Source organism: Paenibacillus sp. FSL W8-0186 (genome assembly GCF_037969765.1).
GTDB classification, from domain to species: Bacteria; Bacillota; Bacilli; order Paenibacillales; family Paenibacillaceae; genus Fontibacillus; species Fontibacillus woosongensis.
This window is the reverse complement of record NZ_CP150207.1, coordinates 269,991-293,962: the sequence shown is the minus strand read 5'-3', so window position 1 is coordinate 293,962 and position 23,972 is coordinate 269,991. Positions and strand designations below refer to the sequence as shown.

Sequence of the window (23,972 nt, the reverse complement as noted above, 5' to 3'; positions counted from 1 at the left end):
TTAGTGTCTGATATTTTACCAAAATGCCTACTTTTAACCTATGAAAATACAAAAAAAGACACTATAAAAAGTGTCTTTCATCCTAACTCTATGAATAATTCCAACTTTAGACCTGAACCATCACATTCAACAGCAGGGGAATACCAGCTTCTCCCATACAACTCACTTCGTTAACAGCGCATTTGCGATGAGCATATCGAACCTGCGGATATCGACGCCTTTCTGCAGCTTCACCTTAATATGGCCCGCACGCGTCCACAGTTCTACCTCGGCGTTCATATCCAGAAATCCGCCCGCATTCTCCGTAGACCACATATCAATCGAGGAGTAAGGCAGCGAGTAGATTTCGACTTTCTTGCCCGTAAAGCCCTGCGCATCCCGGACAATCAATCTTTTGTTCGTAAAAACGGCGCTGTCGCGAAAGGTTTTGTAGGCAGCGACCGCCTCTTCCCCGGGAACGAGCAGGTTGTTCACATCCGGGGGAATCGGGCACTCGGATACAAGTGTCCATTCCAGTATATGACTTGTCTCAGCCATCAATTCTACCTCCTAATGATTTGCAACTTTTCCCATTGATACATCCAGATTAACATAGGGGGCGGATACCTGGAACCCTTGCGTGGGATGATTGTATAAACTTTCCGAGCCTTCCCCCTGTTTTAACACAAAAATACCGCCCAATGGCGGCATAAACTGCCGTATTGGACGGTATTTTTCATACATCAACAGAACGTTGGACGCCCCTACAAGGTCACCCCTTGATCGAACCGATCATGACACCCTTCTCAAAATATTTCTGGATAAACGGGTAGATCATCAAAATCGGCAGCGTGGATACGATAATGACGCCGTATTTGATCTGGTCGGCATATCTTTGCGCATAACCTCCCGCGTCTCCTCCGGTGCCCGCCCCGCCGGCAAACACCTGATTGGACAGCAGGATGTCCCGCAAAATAATTTGCAGCGGCTGCAGGTTGTTATTGCGGATATAGATCAGCGCGGTAAAGAAGTCGTTCCAATGCCCGACCAGATAATAGAGACCGATTACCGAGATCATCGCTTTGGAGAGCGGCAGCGCCACCTTAAAGAAAAAGATGAAATGCGAGCAGCCGTCCATAACCGCCGCCTCGTACAGCTCCTGGGGCAGCGAGCTCTCAAAGAACGTCCGGGCGATAATCAGATAGAACACATTGACGCAAAACGGGATAATGAACACCCAAATCGTATTGGTCAGATGCAAATCCTTCATTAGAAGATAAGTCGGAATGAGACCGCCGTTGAAGAACATCGTCACCACGAAAATAAACATAATGACCTTCCTCGCCCGGAACTCCCGCCGGGACAGCACATACGCCGCCGGCAGCGTAAACAGCATATTGACCAAGGTGCCGAACAGGGTGTAGAACACCGTGTTCCGGTAGCCCGTCCAGATCCGCATATCCTTGAAAATTTCCTGATACCCGAAAAAGCTGATGTTTTTCGGAAACAGCCAGACCTTGCCTGTCGCTACGAGCGTGGAGTCGCTGAAGGAAGCGATCACGATGAAATACAGCGGATAAACGATGATTAGAAAAATAAACGTGCATAGGAGGCCCAGCGTGATTTTGAAGACCAGCTCTTTGCCGGTGAGGCGCGGGCGGGCTCCATTGGTAGGCGGCCGGGTTCCACCGATACTTGGCCTGCGGCTATGGGCGCTTAACCCGGCCCCCTGGTTGCTTGGCATGGTGCTACCGAGTCGTGGCTGCCCATTGCTTCCTGGAGTTCCTTGGGTGAGTAAGATTCCGCCTCCGCTCAAGGCCCCATGGAATCTTGGTCCGGCTCCGTCGCTGCTCAAGGCTCCATGGCGGCCCATTGGAGTATGTTCCTTTTCGGTTCCACTATTACGCTTATACGTACGATCCATGTCCGTTCCTCCTTCCCTCATAGACTTTTAGAATAGGCTCGTCTCGGATACCCGCTTTGAGATCGTGTTCATGGCAAACAAGAAGATGAAGTTGATCACCGTATTGAACAGGCCGATGGCCGAGGCCAGGCTGAACTGGCTCGAGACGATCCCGATTTTGTACACATAGGTGGCAATGACCTCGGACACGGGCAGATTGAGCGAGTTCTGCATCAGGAATATTTTCTCGAAGCCGGTACTGAGAATGTTGCCCATGCTGAGAATGAACAAAATAATAATCGTCGGCACAAGCGCCGGAATATCGACATAGCGGATCGTCTGCCAGCGGCTGGCCCCGTCGATGCGGGCTGCGTCATAGAGCTGGGGATCAACCGTGGACAGGGCAGCCAAATAAATAATGCTGTTCCAGCCGCAGTGCTGCCAAATATCCGAGAGCACGTACACCGGAATGAAGGTGCCGGTTGAGGCGAGCAGGTTGATATGCCCCAGCCCGACCGCTTTCATCAAATGACCGACGACCCCGGTCTCCGCCGACAGCAGCACATTCAGCATGCCGACCAGCACGATGATTGAGATGAAGTGCGGCAGATAGACGGTCGTCTGCATGAGCTGCTTCATTTTTTTGCGCCGAATCTGGTTCAGAATCAACGCCAAAATGATGGGAGCCGGAAAACCAAGCACAATGCTCGCCAGGCTGATCAGAAAGGTATTCCTCATCAGGTCGGTGAACAGATAGCTGTCGATGAATTGCTGAAAATACGCCAGTCCCCGCCACTCGCCCCCGGTCAGCCCTTTGCTGAAATCATAATCGCGAAAAGCGAGCTGAATCCCGTACATCGGAATGTAGTTGAAAATCAGAATGACGATGATCGCCGGGAGGATCATAATCCAGAGTTGATAGTCACGCGTGACGGCTTGAATTAGCCCTTTGCGAGCCTGCATATGAACCCCCCCCTTATTTTTTGCTCTTATATTCCTCGTAGTATTTTTGCATGATCTCTAGATTCTGGGTGATGCCGGCCTTCTGGGCCTCCTTCACGTACGCGTCCCATTCTGCCTCGATGCCGCCCTTGGTCACCCACTTGGCGAAGCTGGACTCGGCCAGATTCATAATGTTCGTGTTGTTCAGGCTCATCGTGTTGTTGTCCATGGTCGAGTATTTAATAAACAGGCCGGGAAAAACATCCTTATCCAGATCCACTTTCAGCGCTTCCTCCAAAGGCTCGGATTGGCCGAGCACCTCCTGCATGTCTTTGCCGAGCGTCAGCTGCAAATCGTCCGGGATATAAAAAGCCCCGTGATCCGCCATCGTGGACGTCCATTTCCAGGTGCCGGGGTCCATCTCCGGATTGGCCGGAGGCAGTACGCTGTAAGTCCCGTCTCCATGATCCTCAATATTCGGGCCGATCGAGCCGAACAACGCCTGTATGCCGACCTTCGGATCGTACAGCTCGTTGATAAAACGCATCGCCGCTTCCTTTTGCTTCGTCTTGGCGGACATTACGACGTGATTCGTGCCGTAGTTCAAAGAATAGTAATCATAGCTCCACGACAGCTTACCTGTGTAATCCGCCGATACCTTCAGCGGAGGCAGAGTGACATACTGCGGGGCCAACTGCTCCCCGAACCGGTCGGACGCTACCCAGCCCCAGGTGAAGCCAACCTTGGCCGTGTCCCCTTCACCGCGGGCGATGGATTGATATTTCGTATAGTCGTGTGTAAAAACTTCAGGATTGATCAGTCCCGCCTTGTACAGCTTATTGAGGAAAGCCACCATGGTCTTGTAGCGTTCGTCGATGAGGAAATTCTTGATCTGGCCGTCCTCGACAAAATAGCCCTGCCCGCTGCCCTCCGACAGCGTGATGCCCATACTGCCCAGAAGCACAGCCGGATTAAAGTACCCGCCGATCCCGCCCGGCCAATCCATCGGGATCTCGTCCTTCGGATCGCCATTGCCGTTGGCGTCTTTCTCTTTAAAAGCGACGAGGACGTCATACAGCTCATCCCAGGTCGTCGGCTTTTGCAGCCCTAGCTCATCCAGCCATTTCTGGTTGATGAACTGCCTGGTGCCGGTTGACGGCCAGAACCGCTGGTATTTGGGGAGGCCGTAGATTTTGCCATCTGGCTGCGTGGCGATGAGCTTCGTCTCCGGCTTCTCGCTGAACATCCTCTGCACGTTCGGAGCCTGGTCGAGCATACCGGACAAATCCTGGAACAGCCCCTGGAACTGGGCAAAATCCGCATCCGTGATGACATTCGGCCCAATGAACAGATCCGGGATGTCGCCGCTGGCCAGCATCGTGCCTTTCTTTTGTCCATAGTCGGTGGTAATCTCCTGCCACTCAATTTCCACTCCAGCGGCATCCTCGACCGCCTGCAGCCACTCCATTTCCGCCAGCGGCTTGGTGAGCGGATGCTTGGTCATAATCGCCGTCAGCTTCACCTTCTCCCCGGACGCATTCCCGGGCGTTGTCCCTGCGGATTCGCTATCTCCCCCTGAACCGCACCCCGACAGCAGCATGGCTGTGATCAAGACGAGTGATGTGAGAACGCTTACCTTTTTCCGCATATCCATACCTCCACACATTTGATATGGGCCCGATCGATACAGACCGCTGCCACAGCTTTGCCTGGACTGAATCGCAGGCACCTTAGACAGTAATGGGAGATGCCAAGCCGCGTAAACGGGCAGTTTTTGTGCGGGTCTTCATTTTTTGAAAGCGCTTAATAAGGTGCGTGGCTAGAAGGTTGTTCCCGGCTGCTTCGGGGGCGTCTTCAAATATTGCAGATGTTCAAAAAATGCCCCTTGCGATGGTGTATGCAGGCGACCCGATAACGGCCATACAGCGGCAGTTGGCGGGGAGCCGCATCGTGCGCACTGTTCCCTTGTGCGGACGATGCAGATCCGGGCATGCTTGGGTGGTTGTCGACTATCCGCAGCTTGCCATGACAGCTTCGGATGGAACCGAGCTTAGCTTCTGTGGGTGGTGCGGTATTGGCCGGGCGTGGTACCGACGATTTTTTTGAAGGAGCGGATGAAGCTAGAGGTGTTCGTGAACCCGACCTGGGTGGCGATGCCCTCCAGCGTCTCCTCGCTCTCCCGCAGCAGCTGAATCGACCTCTGGATTCTGAGACGATCGATGTATTCCTTGAAGTTCTGGCCCATCTCCTTCTTGAAATGGTGGCTAAAATTCGAAACCGACATACCAAAATGATCGGCCATCAGCTGCAGCGAGCAATTCGGGTCCATCCCCTTGTCTTCGATCACCGCAAGAATCTCCTCGCGGGAAGCCGTGCGTCCCTTCGGCAGTGTCTCGCGAATCATCTCGCATAGCTTGGCGCCGCTCTCCTGCAGAATCCCCGTCATCTGCTCCAACGTATAGCGGGGCTGGAAGGCCGCATCCGTCAGGCGCAGCAGACTCTGGTCATCATGGCGGAAGCGCTGCAGCCCGTTAAAAATCACGCTAGCCGTGTTCAAATACACACTCCGCAGCATATGCGGAGGCAGCCCTTCGCTGCTCAGATAGCAGACAATCCGCTCAATCAGCGACTCCACCAGGGAGGCTTCGTTCTTCAAAATCGCCAGCTCCAGCGACTGCAACAGCTCGGCGAAATAAGAGACCGTGCCGGACGGCGATGTCTCGATCTCAGCAAAGCTCAGAATCGGGCTCGTATGGCGCAGCCGCAGCTGCTCGACCGTACGCAGCGCCTGCAAGTAGGAGACATGTGCCGAGTTGGGATCAAGGATGTACGTACAAGTTAGTTCAGGTTGGTTCTGTCCCGCAGTCCTTCGTGCTCCTTCTGGTTGGCCATGTCCGGCAGTCCTTACAGCCTCCCCTGGCTCGCCAATGCCGATGATCGTCTTCCAGCCCGTTCGCACCTGGAGCTCCTCCTGCAGCCGGGCTAAATACGCTTGAACGGAGAAATCCGCCCCATGGGAGCAGACGAATACGATCTCGTGATGGTAGTTGCTTTTGAAAAAATAACCCTGAACCCCTTCAGGCAGCTGGCTCTCCCGGTTTTTGCAATAAAGCTGCACAAGATTCGTCTTCTCCGTCTCGGAATCACAGGAGATGACCGCCACCGTCAGACGGGCTCCGTCCAGACTTACCCCGACCTTCTCCGCTTCCCGCTGCAGTTGCTCCCCGCTCAGGAAATGCCCGTTGACCAGCTCCAGCAGCATATTGTCCCGCATGATCGGCAGCGTCTCCTTCACCTCTTCATCCAGCCGGCTGTTGACCGCAGATAGACCGCTTAACGTGTAACGGATCGCCTCGATCTCGTTCATTGGCCCAAGCTCCTCGGGCTCGAACAAACCGGCGGCGAACTCGACCAAACGCTTAATTGGGTGGTAGTTTTTGCGGATCGAGACGTAGATGACAATCACTTCAAGCAGTAGAATGCATCCCACAAGCAGAATCGTATTGAGCTGGATCGCGCGCAGCCCCTGGAGCGATTCCGACACCGGGAGCAGGCTGACATACTTCCAGCCGTTCTTATCCGAGACCGAATAGGATACGAGGTAGGACACGCCGTCGATCCGGTGGATACCGGAGGACGAACCTGAGATCGGGTTAGAGGTCGAACCGGAAGACGAGCCCGGAGATATACTGGAGGGCGTGCCAGAGGACATGCCAGAGGCCGTACCAGTCGACGTATCCCGGAATGAGCCGCTGTCTTTTCCTAGACTGCTTACCAGCTGCGGTAAATCCTCCCAACTCTGAACTAGCGCCTCGTTGGAAGCAACGAGCGGCTGTCCCTGCGCATCAAAAATAAAGAAGTCCCCCTTATACGCCTCCGAGACCGACCGCATCATGCGGAGAATCGTATCCTCCCGGACCATGATCATCACCACGCCAGGCGAACTCGTGCCGCCCACCGGAAGCGGCTGCAGGAAGGTCAGCATCCGTACCCGGTTATGGCCGGGGACCAAAACTCCCTCTACGGGCCGAACCATGAGGGAATTCAGCGTGTTCAGCGTCTCGGTCAGATCGTTATGAGGCCAGCTCTCATAATAAAAACCAACCCCCGGCTTCCCCATATCCTCCACACTGTATGCGCTTCCAGTTTTGGAGAACAAATAACCGGTGCTTCTCACATACAGCAGGGTGTTGTAGATAAAAGCATCGGTCGCATTGTACTTTTTCATCTCATTCGCAATCAGCACGCGCTGATAATCGCTCTCCTCGGCTTGATACAGCCGGAACTCCCGGTTCTGCACCAGCTCAAACGGCAGATTGTACACATACCGCGTGAATGTATCCATCGACGTCATGAACTGCTCCGTAATGTGGGCGTTCCAGTCCATCTCCTTCACCTTGACTACCTTCGCCGAATACGGATAATAATACAGCACAATAATCATGACTGGAAATAGCAGCACCAGCAAATAGGAAATCAATAGCTTGGTCAGCAAATTCACCCTAGTTTTACCCATGCTGGCTCACCCCCTTTTTCTTTTTACACTCCATAACTACCCCAAAAGCCCCCAATGAGATTCTTAACGATTTTAATCAGGAATCAGGCTTAATCATTTAGAAACGAAGAGAGGACAGCACTAACATGGAGAACGTATCAAACGAAGTTCAAATGGAATCCATCAAATCCTTCCAATCGACAATCAGCAAATGCGAAAATGCCTTGGCTCAGATGACACAAAAAGGTGCAAATACCACCTTAATCACGAAACGACTCCAAGCTCTTTACATTGGCTTAGCCCTGCTAGAACACGTATGGAACCAAAAGCCCCATTATTACACCCAGAAAGATATAGCAGAAGCACGCCATGTGCTTACTGGTTTATTCCCATCCATTGAAAACAGTCATGCCAAGTCAAAGGCAGGTAGTCCGCAAAAAACACTATTAGAAAGAAGAATGAAATCATTGGAACTGGCTGTTCAAGCGATTGATGATCTCTCTAATGAATAACTTATTCCTCCGATACGGCTTACCAGCTGGGGTAAATCCCCTGAGCTCTGAGCAAACGCCTTGTTGAAGGCAACGAGTGGCTGTTCCTGCGCATCAAAAATAAAGAAGTCCCTCTTATACGCTGCCGAGACAATCGCATCATGCGGAGAATCGTATCCTTCCCGGACCATGATCATCAACACGTCGGGCGAATGGGTGCTGAAAGCCAGAAGCCGATGTAGGAACGTCAGAATCCGTACCCGGTTATTCGGGAAATCAGCACCGCCTCAACGGGCCGAACCATGAGAGAATACAGCGCGTTCAGCGTTTCGGTCAAATCGTTATGAGATCAAACACTCATAATAAAAGCCAACCCCGCCCCCCCAATATCCCCCACACTGTAAACGTCTCCAGTTTTGGAGAACAAATAACCGATGCTTCTTACATACAGCAGGGTGTTGTTAGTAAAGAAAATATAAGAAGAATTTGAAATTTACAACCATTTTTTTGAATTGTCGCTGTGGACGATGATGGATGTAGGCAGCAAAGAGGCTGGCAGCGAACTAGCCGCAATGCGACCGCTGTGAGGCCCATCACCTGCAGCCCTCGTTAGGTAGTAAATGTGGCTTAAGTCAGCCATGCTGCTGTGTGACTATATTATAAATGTAGACGTGGATGGGAGTTAGAGAACATGGAAGGAATTTGGGGGGACTTAAGGGTGAAGAGTATTCGTTATGGGGAACTTTAGCTGGGTTGGGCTTCTGCTTATTCCTCATCATGTTTGGTGTTATTACCTACCCCATGATCGAGGTGGATTTCGATAATCATAACCGCTCCCAACTTGAAGCCGTAGGTGAACGCCGCCGTCATCTCCATACTCTGAATCTGCTGCTGCAAGTCCAACAGCGCCTCAAGCTCGGCAAACTCATCGCTGGACAGCTTCTTTTTCCAGGCTTCTATTTTCTCGGACAGTTCTCTGCCCTTTTTGCGATACATGGGATCTTTGGGAACCAATTGTTCTTCGGGAATGAGATGACCGTAGTATAGGGATTCGAGTAGGGATTGCATGGGGGAGCCTCCTTTTTTTATAGGATAGCAGAAGAAGAGGCGATATGTGGTACGGAAATGCGTAATAATAGAAAGGTGGGGTAATTGGGTTGGTGAATAGAGGTAAGTAACAGCCTATCTCAATCGGAATTCATATCAAACGAATCATTACTATGTTGTTATCATTCAACATAGTAATGATTCCAAGTTGGAAATTTGTTTAATGATTTTGATCACATATTCTTCTTCTGCTCAGTCTAAACCTATCATCCCTTCGACATCAAAGTTTAGAGTCACGTCCACCTACCAAAGATAATTAAAATTCACTCAACTACTCAATTTAATTATTAAAGTAATGATATAATAATTTCTAATCTTTGAAATTAAATTTTGCTTCTTAATTCTGTCGGATAATTTTCAATCATTTCCTTTAAATACTCTTCATAAAGTGATAAAATGTTAATATTTTCCGAATAATTTAAGTTTAATTCATAATGAATCCGGTATACCATTTCAACTATACCGGCAGATGAACTTTTAATTTTCTCGAGTAAATTAATTATATGGGTAGCTATCTTGTAATTACCCTTAACTAGAATTATCACTTCATCAATCAATTTATTTAAATTTACTGTTTCGTTAGAATGAAAAAATATCAGTAGCAATAACAGTCTGCTTATTTCATTTTTTGGCTGACTAAACTTCAGATTCAAAAGAAATTCATGATTAAAATTTACTGAAACTTTATTCATCCCTTGGAGAGCAAGCAAATAAGGCAGTAAACAAATTAAACTGGTCTCTTTATTATAAATGTTAATGGCAGATAGTATTTTCTGGTAGTTATCATTAATATTAGCTGAAAGCAATGGAAATATAATAGTATCTTCTATTGTAATTCCTTGAAAAATATCAATCTCTCTCTTCTGTAATAATCGAAATAATTGTTCCGCAGAGATTATTTGTATTAATGTTCCCCAAACTCTATTAATTAATATTCTATAATCATTTGGAATATTAATAGTGGCAGTTACTATTTCATCCAAAACTTCATCACTTACATAAGGTTCTTTTTCAATATCGTTTGAGTAACCAAAACAAACAAAGTTCAAAAATAAAATATGTGAGATATTACTGTTAAATTTACCAGTATAGGGTCTATATATATCATTAATAAATGTTGATATTGAAGTACCTTTACTAAACCCTTTTAGACTATAATTAATTAAAGTAAAGTCATTATCCGATAAATTTAAATTATCTTCCTGTACTTTTCTTTCAAATGCTATCCAGTTACTTTTGTCCCCAATTTCATTAATTAATTGGTTTTTTTGTAACTGACCAACATTTTCATAAATCAACAACAGTTTTTTTATTATCCAGTTAAATCTAGCATTATTATTTATGAGTATATTCATTCTTATTTGATCCGTATTATTTAGTACATCTGAAAGTAAATATAAATTCTCTTCTGATGGAGTCACTGTAAAATTTAATAACGCAAACAAATATTCAATTCCAAAATCCTTAAATAAGTCACGTAATCGTGGTACATTAGGATTATCATTTTTTGTACTAATTAAATATGCACTGATGTCTTTAAAATTATCCATTATTATTTCATTATTTCTATCTGAAATTAGAGAAACTGAGATATCCTGAGAACTTAAATCAATTATCTCTCTTCTACTAATTAAATTAATAAATTCTAAAGTACGTTTGTTTCTAGAAAAAGAACTATCCAAGCTCGCAAAAAATGTAATTTCCAAAAGGTATTCTTGTACTTTAGGGGAAAATTCAAATACAAGTAAGTTTTCCAATAAGGTGTCATCATCTAATTCATTAAAATATGTCGTTACTTCATTTCTCTCAATGGAAGATATAAGCTTCTTTAAAACAAAGCTACTTGTTTTGGCCCCTTCCTGAACCATAAATTTAAGGAGAAAAATCTCCTCATCATTATTTTTTGGCCAGTACTTTTCAATTAAATCCTCCATTCTATTATTTCTATTTATCAGCAATGAACAAGCTATTGACCAGGCTGTTACTGCTTCTCTGATACTACTAGACTGTGAAATATATTTCTCTATAAATTTTTCAACAAATCTCTCTTGAATTGAATCGGGTAATTTTGAGAAATATGAGTGATTAGTGGAAGGAGCTATTTTGAACAACTCTTCAAGTAAATTACAAAATTTATTTTCCTGTTTTTGCCTACTCCTAAATACTCCTTCACATAAAAGATCCAGGGCTAACCAAGAACCGATCTTTGTAATCTTTTCAGTAGTAATCGCTGCATAATCCTGATTATTACCGTTTAATTCCCCACATATAGAAAAAACTACATCAATTAAATAACTTTTATACTTAGCTAAGTAACCCATTGCAAACAGGAAAGTGTTTCTCCAATAAATATTTTTGGCGATAATTCTGATTTTATTAGGAATTATTTCATCTGGTTGGTTATGCAAATAATAATTAGCTGCAAAGTATTCTTGCATTGATCTAATACTAAAACCTACCCTTGAATCCTCCACTTCAGAAATAAACACCAACCTATCAGTAATTGCAAATAGTATATCTTCTTTAAATTTATTTGCTTTTTCAGTATCAATACCCATTTCATCGACCAATATTTCTAATACAAACTCGCCAAACTCCTGATATGATACGCTTGAAGAAGGATTATCGTAGTCCTCTGAATTCTTTTGCAGCATAAAACCTAATTTATAATGAATAAGATCAATGTATTCATTATACTCATCATTTAATACCGTAACTACACCCTTTTGTCTTTCTCTGTTAAGAATAGTAGTATAATATTGTGTGAATAGATTATATCGGTTTCTTGGAGGTTCACCCCCACTTCTTACCAAAATCGCCATAATAGTAGCTTGTAGAGGACTTTTCATTAACCGCTTTATGCCATCATCATTAAGAGCCTTGGATAGTATGTTCATATAGGAAGCTTTCTGCTCCAATGAATTATCGAAGTTATCCATTAGTTTTTCTAGATACTTCAGACAATCTTCCTCTGATAAATCGGCTAACTGATAATGATCAAATTTCGTACTATCAAACTCTTTCGAATAGCCTTGAGGCCTAGTAGTGCCAATAACAATTGAATCACAATTTACTCTTCTCAACTCTATATCTAAAAAGTCATTTATTTCATTAAGAACATCTTCTCTATTGGAGGTTACCGGCACTTCATCAAGACCATCGAATATAAAAAGAATTGACAAAGAACCTAGTATCTTTCGTATATCCATTAAACTAATTTGGCCTTTACCTTTGGCTTCAATTTTATATTTTAAATATTCTATTACTGAAAATTGCTCTTTTTGCTTTACCATCCACCCAGCGTAATCTTTTAGTACAATCCTTATAGGAAAACGAATACAATTAGGTACCTCAATATCTAAGTCTTTAAATTGTTTAATAAAACCAGATACCTCTTCCATTATCTTGCATTCCGAGTTTTTTTCTAGAAAAAATGCTCTATATATTTGACTTAAAAATTGCGTAAGAGTTGACTTACCTTGACCCGGCCCTCCAATCAGCACTAGTCTGCTTTCATTTAAATTCTCATTATCAGGTTTATTTAGATTATTTCCTAATTCAATGCACTTTTTTACAAAGCGTTCTCCCTCTATCCGTCTTTTTTTGGGATCAATACTTACTATGTTCAAATCCACAAAAACCTTCTCCAGATTAACTTTTTCATCAGTTAGTTGGCCACCTTGCTCTAGTCGAGACGTCAAGTCTTCTTTGAACTCCTTTTCTAAAAATCTAGTCAGTAAATCCATATGATTACTTGAGCATTCATTTAATTTTTTTAACGTATTTGTCAGTTCAAAAAGTATATCACCAGGAAGAGTAAAACTAGAGTAAGTAGTTGCAATATCTCTATTATCATCAAGAAACCTACAGAGATCGTCATATCCAAAAATTTTTATATTAGGTATAGTATCTTCATATTCTTTGCATATTTTAGATATCCTATCTCTGCCACCTGTATCTTGTGTTCCTGTGAGAATTGCATTCGTAAAAAACAAATAATTATTAGGAACTTTTAAACCTTTCTTCTTATTTTCAATAAATTTGTTCATTTCATTTTTAAAATGCCTTTTCAGCCAGGAAAAATCTGATTCATCATCAGTACGATTCTTATATTTAGCTTGTACAACCCAATAACCTGACCAATTATCGGTCGCACTTGGAAATGGACAACTTCCTTCAAACGTAGCCTCTCTTCCTCCATCTGGCCCATCTCCAAATATTATAGTACCGTTGCCCATTATTTTCCTCGTTAATGCCTGAATAAAATGCTCGAAGTCTCTAGAATTGAATCTACTGAAACTATAATCGCCCATACCAAATCCCCCTGAAACATTAATGTTTATAATACTTCACTGATTGCATTCAACAAAATTCATATCCTACCCATTTCGAGCCCCATCTTTACTCCATATTTTCCAACAGCAATTTTTTGCCTAAGGATATAGAGTAATAATATTACTGATGACCCTTCCATGCCTAAAGTTCTAGTTAGTGTACTTTCGACAACATTCAGGGAAATCCTTCCTAATTTTATAAATGGAGTTAGGACAATGAAAAGATAATCATTTTGCGATGTAATTCTTGTCTTTAAGACCATGAATGCCTGCTTAAACCAAGCTACTAAGAAGGAAAACCCACTATTTTAAAAATATATTTAATTACATATGTACCCAATTCAGGCCCTTTAGCACAAAATATTATACCATTTTTAGTAAATTTTTAATCCAATGAGGAAATTACAAAGGTAAGTTATAAACATGGATAGCTAAGAAGAAACTACAGTCAATACAAAACTCCGGCGAATAACACAAAGCACGAAGAAGGTATGAACGCTCTATCATTTTTAGCTGAAATCATGGGGTAAAAGTCATCGATAACGGGAGTAGAAACAATATATTAACCGAAGAGGCATCAAGATTACTAGATGAATCCACAGCACAAGCTACAGTTAGTAGAGAGGGAATAAAAGAACAATAATTCTGTTGACTTAAAGGATTTTTTGGTTTACATTACATTATTACTCCAATTAGTTGTATTTCACGTTAACTTTATTCATTATCAATGATGCGTTGAAGAAGAGAGCAGATATTCTACTCTCTTCTTCGTTGTATGATCAATGCAAGAAAAGCATACGCCCACCGATGCTAAAGCCTCAAATTAAGGCCTAATCAATAAGAAGGGGGTGTTTTATTCACTCCTCCCGCAACCGTATATCCACAACAGCACTAGCCAGATCTACCTGATCATGATTAAGCTCTACAGTAATCGGCCCTCGTCTTCGCTCTTCACGCCATGTGTTCAGCTCTTCTTCCGTCTCGAGTCTGAGCTCTGCGATTTCCTGCGCACGATCAAAAATGTACTTTGACGTGAACAAGAGGGTCTTTATCCCGTGACCGCCCGGAACAATTGAAGGTGCCTTCCTTATCCACTTCTCTACCGAAAACTTAACATACAGCTCCTCACCAGTTCCCGGTCTTACGGGACGCTCGGTGATTTCCTTACGACGCAACACTTTCCACTCTGTAACTTTCCCATACCAATGAATGCCCGTCTCGCCGAATCTGCCAAATTTATTGATGGACTGATAGATGGCTACATATTCGATCTGCGTGAGCAGTTGATGATTCGAGATATTCTTTAACGGGGTATGGTAAAAGCCATATTTCAAGGCAGCTTCCAGCTGCGTGTCTTGCCTTAAAGAGCCTACTAACACATTCTTACCTGTGAACTTATTCTGATAATAAGCCTTCGTCCCACGAGGACGGGTAGACCTCTCATAAGCCTTCTCTGGGCTATCCATAATGATTTCGTCCAGGAACCTCTCCATCAGGCTTGTCGCATTAGGTAGAAATGGGAATGCTCCCACGTTGACGAGCTCAATACTTTTGTAGAATTTATGATCGCGAAACTGCTCTTCATTGTCATAGGGGAACAGAACATATGCCCCAAACATGCTACGTTCCAACTCTTGATTTCCATCCCCATATACAATGGCATCCCGATACCTGTGCATCGTATTAATATCTGATTCCTCAGGTCCAGGATTAGTGTACATTCTTCGGTAAGGAGTCCCCTCATAAGCTGGATTTAAGCGATACTTCGCATCAAAAATATATTTATATTCAATCGAAGAATCGCTTTTTTTCAAGGTCAGCACATTATCCGGCATCTGGCCGACTGTAGGGGTCTGCTCTCCACTTGGTAGTGAATTATAATAAAGCGTAAATACTTCACCATTCTGGGGATTCCGATACATGATTTTGGATTTCTGAGTTTTGTCGAGCTTCACAAAAATCCCTGAACGATTCACCTTGACGATGTCTTGTTTGATGAGTTCATATTTACGACTTAATAAATCGTGAATTTTCAGGAAACACCAGTACTCATACAACTGGGCTAAGTCCTTTAACGACAAGCGAATAAGATCTCCTTGAACCGAGAGGCCCTTCATCAGCATGAGATAACAACGGTATACCTCTCTGTACCCGGGTGCCATCTGTAGAACAAGGGATACTGACATGTGCGTCATATCGCCGACTGCCAGAAAATCGTATCGTAGCAGCCTTTGCAACTGTGATTCCATAACATCTACACTTCTTAATAGTTGAGGATCGGAAGTACGCTCTACGGACTTTAATCGAATACGGAGAGCTTGCAATTTCTTTGAAATCCGTATTAAAACCCATCGAACAAAGCGATTCTCCCCCGTATCAAAATCCATGTACTTCTTGGATTCCAATACATGAGTAGGGTACATTTTTTGGCCATTAACATGAATAATCCCGTTCTTGTTATCCTTAACAAACAGCTCTGGATGTCTGGAGAGGTAAGCTAAATTACCTTTCCCAGCATGCCTTGCCTTACCAGAGGATACTTTCTGATTCACTATATTCGTCTTAATGTGCGGCGCATTCTTGATGCGCTCTACGGCCTGAACCAAATGCTGAAACATATGTCTTAAGATCGCAAAGAACTCCGTCATACTTTGCTGGGTGGTATCTTTTAGCCCTGTCAAATGATAGGTTTTCCGCAAAAAATCAAAGGACAGATTATAAATTTGTTGATTCACATCGCTCAGTATCGTTTCATAGTCCTTTTTATAATCCATCTTCGTCGGAAAAATTTCTAACTGTAATTGCATGAGCGCTTGTCCATGTAAACGAAGCTCTAATTCCGTAAATCCAACCTCATTCTGGAAGTTCAAAATACCAGATAATATATTTTTCCCGAGTGGCTTTACCGCCTCTCTTAAATACCTATTCTCATGATAAAACTGAATAGCCACATCTTGCTTTTTCTCCACTACAATTTCATAAGCCTGCGTCTCGAAGAAAAGAGGGGCGCAGGCTTGGCCCTCTTCCCATGCTTGCAAACCGTTCTCCTCTGGCGAGAAGACCGATATGGAGCTAATCTCTAAATTGGAGGAGAATTTCTCTATACGACAGTGGGCATTTACCAGGGCACCCTCCTCATCCCGGTGTAGCTGTAATGCCTCTACCGTGGGGTGAAACGGCTTGCCCTGAATATATAAGTTAAATAGATTGGTCTCGATCCGTAGTAACTCTACCGTCCCATTACGATAACCAGTATGAAGTGAATCCATCCTCTTCTAACCTCCGTAACATGAACACAATCTTGCGGGCACTTTGCGGATATTTGATCTGCGACTGTGCGTTGAGAAATTCCGCCTCATTATATACTGGGGATAAGTCCTCCATTAGTTCATTGATGGCAAGAGGTCGATCTAAACACACCTTCAACAATTCCAAGAGAACTCGTCGAACTGCTGAGCTACTCCCTTGGATTCGAGGTAATATCTTCTGAAGTAATTGAAGGTCGAACGCCTCATCAGCCGACATTAAGTTGTCACGGCGATTGTATATCATGTAGAAGCTTACGGAGTCACGAACTCGGAACCCTACATGGGCGTGTATGCCTTCTAGAATTCCATTCAATTGAGCTAGACTTTGTGTCGTTTCTGAAATGAGCTCCCTGTTCTCTTCCATTGCGTCGACAAGCTGAAGGAAATCACTTCTCAAAAAGGAATTCGGAGCAACGGCTTCCGTTATCGTCTCTCCCACCACTTCATCTGGAAGCTGCAATAAATTGATATAGTTAAATTCAATGGTATTGGCTCGATCAAGAACCTTTTTACTAAAAGGATGGGTTGTCTCGTCCATATTGACCGTACCCATGAAATACACGTTATCAGGAATCGATAGGTCCCCGTACTTCTGCTGATCCTCCTCCGAAGATAGAGAAGCAGCTGAAATTAATGGAGCCGTCGCAATTTCACCATCTCTCCATTCCTGGGTTTCCAATACACTGAGAAGATCGCTGAAATAATGCTCTACCCTTGCTAAATTCATTTCATCTAAGCAAATAAAGTAGGGTTTCGAGCGGTTTTCCGGCTTAGATGCTTCATATAGCACTTCTGTTAATCGCCCAGGACGAAAGGTTCCTGATAAATCCTTATATCCTAATAAGTCTGAGGGATCGCTCCAGTCAGGTCTAACTGGGATAAGCGCGAACTGTCCATTCTGCACGGTCGCCCCCATCGCTTCAGCAAACAACTTCACTAATTTTGTCTTTCCAGTGCCTGATATCCCTGCTAGAATGACGAACGGCTTTGTTTTTATGGAAAGATAGAAATTCTCTATTAATCCATCTGGATACGAGAATCCTCTATTCCGAATAAATGAACGTATTTGTGATAGCCGTTCTGTTACGGACAGTGTCTCCACTTCTTCTGACTCCTCATCCTCGATTTGGTCATCTACCTCTTCATGCGCCGTCTGCAATTGACTTCGTACATAGATCTGATAATCCTCCATCATTCGTTGTAAATCAGCTACAAGCTGTTCGTTTTCTGGAAGATTATTGCTGTCATATCGGACGTAGGCAACGGTAGATACCTGGTAATCACGTCCTAGCCCGCTTGTGGTTAGCTCAATTTGATCGTCCTTTGCAAAGCCAACCAAAGGCAACTGTTTTCTGATTTGGTCGACTTTATTTTCTAGGTATGTGTAACCTCCCCTTCTCCCATAATCCCGAATAGGTTTCGTCACACCTTGAATAAAAGTTAAATAAACAGAGCTCATATCCTCTGCAAAAAGATAAACTAAATATTCGCCATATTGAGTTGATCCCGTAAGACGTGTATCCATCAATGCAATCCAGGGAACGGTAGCCCAATTTCCTTGACCTACAGAACCTTGAACCCGAATATGATCTGAGATGAACGGATATTGCCTTATTCCTTCGGGAATCGTTCTTCGAAAAGCAGTCCCCAGAGGATGATTCGCAAACGGTTCCTGCTTAGCCGTTCTATATGTAAGCAATATCTGGCTCAGGTGCTCCTTCAGAGAGAAAGAGTTAGACTGAAGCTGAGTATAATATGACTCTAATTCCCGGTTCGCATATCTTTCGAGTTCAGTCAGAACTTCTTCCCCTCCGTCCCATATCGCATTGGTGAATGTTAGCTCATTCATGTCGTTTTTAGCTAGAATACTTCTAAGAGCCTCGACCGGGGTATCTAATATCGCCTTCACTTGTGTAGCACTCACCTCTGACCAGCGAGAAGCCATACTATTCGGTGGAACATCCACTATTAGATTATTAACTTCCCGATCTCTGCAGTAGGTTACAAACCGTTCCGCAATGGAATCTAACGATATAAACCTTTGCTGGGTTTCACGCCAAATGCCAATCATAGAGAGTACAAGTACCATCTTGTAAGATTTTTGCTTCACACGAAAAATAGATGCTAATTCAGTCGGTAATGACATTTCTGTTCCTCCAGGTGAAAGTTGAGTTTATGTAGATATATTGGGATATAGTGATGTATAGCAAGTTATACATATTATAGTCCAAACATGAAATGAAGGAGACCACCCATTAAATTAACTGTGGTCTCTCTCCTTAGCATAGAGGAAATCCGAATTGTTCAAATATTCTCTTAAACCCTGCCCAACATCAGGACGCGAAACTTGAACCAGTTCATTTAATCCAGTCTCACTCCGGAAATAGAGTTCCGAATAGAGAACTACTGGAAATTGCTTATTGTCTTTAAATCTCCGATCTGGCCCACCATTTTTATTCACATATTTCCAAGTGTGATCTACAACAATTGTGTCTCTAGGAACCACCCCATCCTCAATAAAACGGGTATTCGAACATTCCAACATTAAACTGCCGTAGCTTACCGCTCCAACCTTCTTTCGTTGTACAACTAAGATTTTGTCAGGAAAAAAGTATAGTTTTTGCTCTCCCACCGGAACACAGGGAACCCTAACATTTGTTTTTATAAGTTTAGGAAGCGAGTAGTTGATTGAAATTGAGCTCCGACGAAGGAGTCTTGATGCTCCAGCATGATATTTCCGGTCTTGGACTTGACCCGAGGCGGAGACATGCCACTTGTGATTAGCACTCATGATCTCATTGAAAGTATCATAAAACGCTTGGATTCTTGATTCCGCAGCTTCCTCAATGTCATATACAATGAATGTCGTCCTTCTATTCATGTCCAGCCAATAAAGTAGGCCAATGGACAATAGGCCCAAAAACAGAAATGAAGTTGAACCCAAGAGAATAGTTATTACAATACCGATTGTCCATAAGGGGATTTGATTATATTTCTTATTTATTTCGTTTAACAGGTCTTGCGAACTTGAGTCAAAAATCTCCAACGCATCGTTGCTTTCAATTTCATGCATAACGACATCGGATTGTTGGATCGTCTGTATATTTTCTTCACGAGGTACTGTATTACTCGTATTTCTTTTTTTACCGATCATGGTTCTATAATAAAGCCCGTTTGCGCCGATACGAACATAATTGCCTCGGGGACTTATTCCAAAGCGGAATCCTTTCGTCCCAACGGAAGCACCTACCCCCGACTTGGAAAAGTTAAGCCTCAACCCTCCAAATGATACGGATTTCCTGAAGTAAAATCCCATATCAATCCCTCCTATAAAATCAATGCAAAAAATAGTTACTCTGCCCTATTTACTTCCACACTCCCTCACATACTCCTCTAAAAAGATCATCTTTTGCCACATTTGCAAGAAAAATAGGGCTTGGTTGCCCCAAGCCCTTAATAACTTACTATTAACTTGTTCCCTTTAGACAATGTTGCTAAACCAGCAAGTCAGCAGCCAAAGCTCCTTTTCACTTTGAAATCACTTGCAGTACACAGCGAGATTATCCATTGCTCTTCCATACCCGTAATACTCAGGCAGGAGATTCTTCCCTTCCTTTACGACGCAACCCGTCGTACCCTGTATCCTCTTTTGGTTTTATAACATCTTTCGCTTGTCCTTCTTCTACTTCATCCGGCATACGCAAAAGTAAGTCTTCTAGTTGTTGAATGAGCCCTTCCCTAATGCTATTGGGACGGACTGGAACTGATTTCTCACCCTTTCAGGTGCCCCCAAGCGGGTACGCACCACAATATAGTCAGTCCTTTTTTTTGAAGATATTTTTAATTAAAGAAAATATTTTATCAAAGAAGTTACTTAAATATATCTTGGCTAGAAAACCTACCAGAGCAAAAAATAGTGAGATAACTATTATAATCACAAATAATTTTAGTCCTATTTCAATAGATTCCATTTAGATACAGCACCTCCTTTTCATTTATGATTATATACATAACATCCACTTCAAGTGGAATTTATACTTTTGTATTATTAGGTGCCACAATAGTGCATATTTACATTTTACCTAAAATTATGTAAAATATGTATATAATATGGTATTATAGTAAAAAAAGAGGGAGGTAATAGTCTAATGGTAAGAAAGTCTATTAATTTATGTATCGCTCTATGTCTATCTATCGTTCTAATTTTACCGGTTGGTGGACTAGCGAGCGCAAGTGGATCATTATCAACAGACACAATTGTAACTGAAGAAAATGTAAACCAAGTTATTGAATATCTAGGATTAGATCCTGAAGATCTAAAAAAAACTGATGCTACTTTTTCAGATGAATCCGTTACTGTTACTGTCGGGGAATTGGAACAAGCCCTTAATCAATTAAAACAAGCCCCTAAAGAAGTTACATCAACAGAAAACCTTAATAGAATAGCTCCTCGTGCTGCGTCTGACTTTTGCACTGGATTAAAAATGTTATATTATACAACTAATCTTGGTGGATCGTTTGAATTATCTTATGAAGTAGCTGCAAATTACTCGTGGAACAAATTTACTTCTGTCAATAATGCGACCGTTTCAGTAATAGATAACGATGATAATTTATTTACAACTTTTACGATAGCTAGTAAAGATGTTGGAGCTAAAGTGACTAGTTCCGGCGAAAAAATTGAATTGAATGCTACCGTTAAAGTAGATTCGTGGATATCAATTGGAAATATGGGACTTATTAAGGTAACGACAACAACAGTTAGAACAACAAAGGAATGGACTACTGTACAAGCAGGAATCCCAGGTTGCATTTAGTAGAATATCAAGCGCGTATCTAAAAGGGCTGCTGCTAGCAGTCCTTTTTATTTCTATCCTAGCAATCACAAAAATACATTGTATTTATAATTCGTCGATTTTCAATCAAATTTACATGTGTTTTGCACTGCTTATCATTAACCAGTGTAAGCCCCCAGCTGATGCTCCATAAACTCATACTAACAAAACTTTCCAGTCCCTCTATGCGTCTAATACAGTACCAATGAAAATTTTCACGGAGGTAACGTACCATGAAGAACTGGCTTCGCCACGCCGTCCTTGCGGCGGTAGCTTTTATTGTACTTCTTGCTAACCTTCCAGCGGCCTATGCCGCCTCTGCACCTGCCACCAAGCTGATTATAGAAGGAAAAACGATCACCGAGCGCCTGCCCGTCATCACGGATCGCGGACGAACCCTGGTCCCGCTGCGCATCATTAGCGAAGCGTTGGACGCTCAGGTGCAGTGGGATACCAAAACATCTACGGTCACCGTACAGAAATGGGGAGAACGCCTAAGCTTGAAGCCCGGCACCAAAAAAGCCACATTGCGGGGGACAAAATCCGGCGATCTAGCTCTAGACCTGGATGCGCCAGCCAAATTAAAAAATGGAACCGTTTATGTTCCGATGCGCCTGATTGCCCATTCCTTTGGATATGAGGTGGAGTGGACTCAAGGGGTAATTAAAATTTACTCGCCGCTCAGCGAGGAGACTAAGAATATTTTGTATCGCGGCTCTCTCGAAGAGGCAAGACCGAAAATCATGCGGCTCATTCAGTCCGTTCACTACATGAACCCCCCGCTGGAGACCAAGATTATAGATGAAAATTACGATAGGACGTTTATTTTTCCGGAAGGCGAAGCGTTGAGTTATTACTACATTTATGGGGATACGATATCCTGGGTCGAACTGCAGGATAACTTTCTAGTATGTACTTGGCAAGCTAACTTTGAGTACGCCTCTACCGGTCACACGGAGACCCTTATGGGAACGAGTATCACAAACTCCACGGGAAAAGCTCCTGAAATCAACAAAAACATGCTGTACTATTCGTATGGTATTTTTGGAGACAGCAGTCATACCGAATACGGGATGATCGATACAAACTACCAATATACGACTCTCGCTTACGAACGCATTGTTGGCGATAGGGTCACTGACTCAGAGGGGGTTACGGCATTTACGCTGCCAGGCGAGGTAAGAACGGATTATCGATAGTCGCTCTAGTCTGCCGGCAAGCTCTCCACCGCTGTAAAAAATACATCCAGCAGCTCGACTTCAAAGTTAACTTGGACATACTCCGTGATTTGCTCCAGCTCTCGGTCACTCCTATACTCCAAGCATGGACGCCCTTCGCTCCAAAGAACTCTGCATTGAAATACCTCTGTGACATGCTCAATAATGTAATCTTGCTCTACAGCTCCACGACGGATGGCCATGTCTGATGCTCCCTTGCTATTTAATCTCAGTGGTATAGCTATATAGTAATATTATATTTGGAGGAAAGGGGAAAGCAATGATGCCAAGAAGAAGAACCTCCCTGATCCTTATTTCAATTCTAGGGATCATCTGCCTCTGGATGCTGTCCCGAGCACTTATTTCAAATCTAACCATGAACAACAGCTACGATCTCCAACTTGGGTTTACACCGAATCACGAATTGCCCAAAATAAACGACAGTTCTGATCGTTTTATCAACCATGCTCCGCTAACCGCAATAGCCATTTATCCAGATCAGAAGGAAAGCTTACTTCAGGCTCAATTATATGTGACAAAACGCGGGGAAAGCGAAATTCTTCAGCAAGAGTCAATGAGAGAAACCGAGGACTTAGCCGCGTTTGAGATGCGGCTTCATAATTTGGAATGGGAGAAGGGAGACTACACTCTTCACTTTAAGCGAGGGTTGGACATTCAAAAGTCCCTTGATTTTACGCTTCAATAGTTCATGTGACTGCTTCATATATTCAGTATGGTCCTGTAAGTGCTCCTTACAGGACCATTGTAAATTGCTCTGGTTTGACCAGCTTCAACTCATCAGCAGCTCCGACGGCATCCGGGCGGTCTCCGCATAACGCTGCGCTTCCTCCAGAAGCTCTGCATCCGTCGCCTTCGTTGTATTGTACGTGACGAATGGCGGCAGAAATTCGGCATCGCACCGGGTGAGGGTTCTCTCGATCGGCCGCAGAAGCTCGCTAAGGGTATATCGGTTAAACCCTCCTGAGCGATACTCTTTCTCCGACCCTCCCGTCGTCGTTGCCACCATGAATGCTTTGCCCTTCAGTTGATCTCCACCTGATCCATAGGCCCAGCCATACTCCAGTACGTCATCGAACCATTTTTTGAGCAGCGGCGGACTGCTGTACCAGTACAAAGGGAATTGAAGAATGATTCGGTCATGCTCCAATAACAGCTGTTGTTCTTGCTTCACATCGATGTTCCAGTCCGGATACGCCCCATATAGATCATGAAGCAGCACTCCCGCTCGCTGTAATTCCAGACATAGCGCCCGGTTTGCGCGAGAAGTGTTCAAATCGGGATGGGCCAGGATAGCCATGATTTTCACCAGCATATCTCTCCTTCCTAAATGGTGCATCGCG

Annotated in this window: 16 protein-coding genes; 4 read left to right on the top strand and 12 right to left on the bottom strand. The window is 43.8% G+C overall.

Going from position 1 to position 23,972, the window contains the following annotated elements; translation table 11 throughout:
* Window positions 1–162 precede the first annotated feature (162 nt).
* The 5 genes from MKX50_RS01355 to MKX50_RS01335 form a co-directional block, all read right to left on the bottom strand.
* A complete protein-coding gene (locus MKX50_RS01355) occupies window positions 163–537 on the bottom strand; it encodes a PH domain-containing protein (protein WP_339158196.1) in 375 nt (124 codons plus the stop codon).
* Window positions 538–751: 214 nt separating this feature from the next.
* Window positions 752–1,615 (bottom strand): carbohydrate ABC transporter permease, encoded by an 864-nt coding sequence (locus tag MKX50_RS01350; RefSeq protein WP_339159971.1) that lies wholly within the window; start codon window positions 1,613–1,615, stop codon window positions 752–754.
* Window positions 1,616–1,930: 315 nt separating this feature from the next.
* Window positions 1,931–2,845 carry an ABC transporter permease subunit gene (locus MKX50_RS01345; protein ID WP_339158195.1) on the bottom strand — a complete coding sequence of 305 codons (915 nt, stop codon included), beginning with the start codon at window positions 2,843–2,845 and terminating at the stop codon, window positions 1,931–1,933.
* 13 nt (window positions 2,846–2,858) lie between these two features.
* Window positions 2,859–4,472 (bottom strand): ABC transporter substrate-binding protein, encoded by a 1,614-nt coding sequence (locus tag MKX50_RS01340; RefSeq protein ID WP_339158194.1) that lies wholly within the window; start codon window positions 4,470–4,472, stop codon window positions 2,859–2,861.
* Window positions 4,473–4,874: 402 nt separating this feature from the next.
* Window positions 4,875–7,340, bottom strand: coding sequence for an AraC family transcriptional regulator (locus MKX50_RS01335; protein WP_339158193.1), 2,466 nt, complete (start codon window positions 7,338–7,340; stop codon window positions 4,875–4,877).
* A gap of 125 nt (window positions 7,341–7,465) precedes the next feature.
* Here MKX50_RS01335 and MKX50_RS01330 point away from each other — a divergent pair, with 125 nt between their 5' ends.
* The gene (locus MKX50_RS01330; protein ID WP_339158192.1) at window positions 7,466–7,831 is read left to right on the top strand and encodes a hypothetical protein; all 366 of its coding nucleotides are present in this window, start codon (window positions 7,466–7,468) and stop codon (window positions 7,829–7,831) included.
* A gap of 744 nt (window positions 7,832–8,575) precedes the next feature.
* Here the strand turns inward: MKX50_RS01330 and MKX50_RS01325 are convergent.
* The 5 genes from MKX50_RS01325 to MKX50_RS01305 form a co-directional block, all read right to left on the bottom strand.
* Window positions 8,576–8,878, bottom strand: coding sequence for a DUF6809 family protein (locus MKX50_RS01325; protein ID WP_339158191.1), 303 nt, complete (start codon window positions 8,876–8,878; stop codon window positions 8,576–8,578).
* Window positions 8,879–9,240: 362 nt separating this feature from the next.
* Window positions 9,241–13,230, bottom strand: coding sequence for a hypothetical protein (locus MKX50_RS01320; protein WP_339158190.1), 3,990 nt, complete (start codon window positions 13,228–13,230; stop codon window positions 9,241–9,243).
* Window positions 13,231–14,108: 878 nt separating this feature from the next.
* Window positions 14,109–16,520: a restriction endonuclease-like protein gene (locus MKX50_RS01315; protein ID WP_339158189.1), complete on the bottom strand. Its 2,412-nt coding sequence runs from the start codon at window positions 16,518–16,520 to the stop codon at window positions 14,109–14,111.
* Complete coding sequence (locus MKX50_RS01310; RefSeq protein ID WP_339158188.1) at window positions 16,492–18,705, bottom strand: DUF3578 domain-containing protein; 2,214 nt, start codon at window positions 18,703–18,705, stop codon at window positions 16,492–16,494. The genes MKX50_RS01315 and MKX50_RS01310 overlap by 29 nt, the downstream gene beginning before the upstream one ends.
* Before the next feature lie 114 nt (window positions 18,706–18,819).
* Window positions 18,820–19,875, bottom strand: coding sequence for a DUF4236 domain-containing protein (locus MKX50_RS01305; RefSeq protein ID WP_339158187.1), 1,056 nt, complete (start codon window positions 19,873–19,875; stop codon window positions 18,820–18,822).
* Window positions 19,876–20,707: 832 nt separating this feature from the next.
* Here MKX50_RS01305 and MKX50_RS01300 point away from each other — a divergent pair.
* The gene (locus MKX50_RS01300) at window positions 20,708–21,376 is read left to right on the top strand and encodes a hypothetical protein (RefSeq protein ID WP_339158186.1); all 669 of its coding nucleotides are present in this window, start codon (window positions 20,708–20,710) and stop codon (window positions 21,374–21,376) included.
* A gap of 251 nt (window positions 21,377–21,627) precedes the next feature.
* Window positions 21,628–22,593: a copper amine oxidase N-terminal domain-containing protein gene (locus tag MKX50_RS01295; RefSeq protein WP_339158185.1), complete on the top strand. Its 966-nt coding sequence runs from the start codon at window positions 21,628–21,630 to the stop codon at window positions 22,591–22,593.
* Between the two features lie 5 nt (window positions 22,594–22,598).
* Here the strand turns inward: MKX50_RS01295 and MKX50_RS01290 are convergent, their stop codons facing one another.
* Window positions 22,599–22,814 carry a hypothetical protein gene (locus MKX50_RS01290; RefSeq protein ID WP_339158184.1) on the bottom strand — a complete coding sequence of 72 codons (216 nt, stop codon included), beginning with the start codon at window positions 22,812–22,814 and terminating at the stop codon, window positions 22,599–22,601.
* 77 nt (window positions 22,815–22,891) lie between these two features.
* On the opposite strand from MKX50_RS01290, the gene MKX50_RS01285 reads away from it, so the two are divergent.
* Complete coding sequence (locus tag MKX50_RS01285; RefSeq protein ID WP_339158183.1) at window positions 22,892–23,317, top strand: hypothetical protein; 426 nt, start codon at window positions 22,892–22,894, stop codon at window positions 23,315–23,317.
* Window positions 23,318–23,401: 84 nt separating this feature from the next.
* Here the strand turns inward: MKX50_RS01285 and MKX50_RS01280 are convergent, their stop codons facing one another.
* Complete coding sequence (locus MKX50_RS01280; protein ID WP_339159968.1) at window positions 23,402–23,938, bottom strand: NAD(P)H-dependent oxidoreductase; 537 nt, start codon at window positions 23,936–23,938, stop codon at window positions 23,402–23,404.
* Window positions 23,939–23,972: the final 34 nt, after the last annotated feature.

What these genes read in the sequence shown, in the direction of transcription:
- MKX50_RS01305 (WP_339158187.1), bottom strand. Translation starts at nt 19,875, where the DNA reads ATGGGATTTTACTTCAGGAAATCCGTATCATTTGGAGGGTTGAGGCTT.
- MKX50_RS01325 (WP_339158191.1), bottom strand. Translation starts at nt 8,878, where the DNA reads ATGCAATCCCTACTCGAATCCCTATACTACGGTCATCTCATTCCCGAA.
- MKX50_RS01300 (WP_339158186.1), top strand. Translation starts at nt 20,708, where the DNA reads ATGGTAAGAAAGTCTATTAATTTATGTATCGCTCTATGTCTATCTATC.
- MKX50_RS01335 (WP_339158193.1), bottom strand. Translation starts at nt 7,340, where the DNA reads ATGGGTAAAACTAGGGTGAATTTGCTGACCAAGCTATTGATTTCCTAT.
- MKX50_RS01330 (WP_339158192.1), top strand. Translation starts at nt 7,466, where the DNA reads ATGGAGAACGTATCAAACGAAGTTCAAATGGAATCCATCAAATCCTTC.
- MKX50_RS01285 (WP_339158183.1), top strand. Translation starts at nt 22,892, where the DNA reads ATGATGCCAAGAAGAAGAACCTCCCTGATCCTTATTTCAATTCTAGGG.
- MKX50_RS01340 (WP_339158194.1), bottom strand. Translation starts at nt 4,472, where the DNA reads ATGCGGAAAAAGGTAAGCGTTCTCACATCACTCGTCTTGATCACAGCC.
- MKX50_RS01310 (WP_339158188.1), bottom strand. Translation starts at nt 18,705, where the DNA reads ATGTCATTACCGACTGAATTAGCATCTATTTTTCGTGTGAAGCAAAAA.
- MKX50_RS01345 (WP_339158195.1), bottom strand. Translation starts at nt 2,845, where the DNA reads ATGCAGGCTCGCAAAGGGCTAATTCAAGCCGTCACGCGTGACTATCAA.
- MKX50_RS01320 (WP_339158190.1), bottom strand. Translation starts at nt 13,230, where the DNA reads ATGGGCGATTATAGTTTCAGTAGATTCAATTCTAGAGACTTCGAGCAT.
- MKX50_RS01295 (WP_339158185.1), top strand. Translation starts at nt 21,628, where the DNA reads ATGAAGAACTGGCTTCGCCACGCCGTCCTTGCGGCGGTAGCTTTTATT.
- MKX50_RS01355 (WP_339158196.1), bottom strand. Translation starts at nt 537, where the DNA reads ATGGCTGAGACAAGTCATATACTGGAATGGACACTTGTATCCGAGTGC.
- MKX50_RS01315 (WP_339158189.1), bottom strand. Translation starts at nt 16,520, where the DNA reads ATGGATTCACTTCATACTGGTTATCGTAATGGGACGGTAGAGTTACTA.
- MKX50_RS01290 (WP_339158184.1), bottom strand. Translation starts at nt 22,814, where the DNA reads ATGGCCATCCGTCGTGGAGCTGTAGAGCAAGATTACATTATTGAGCAT.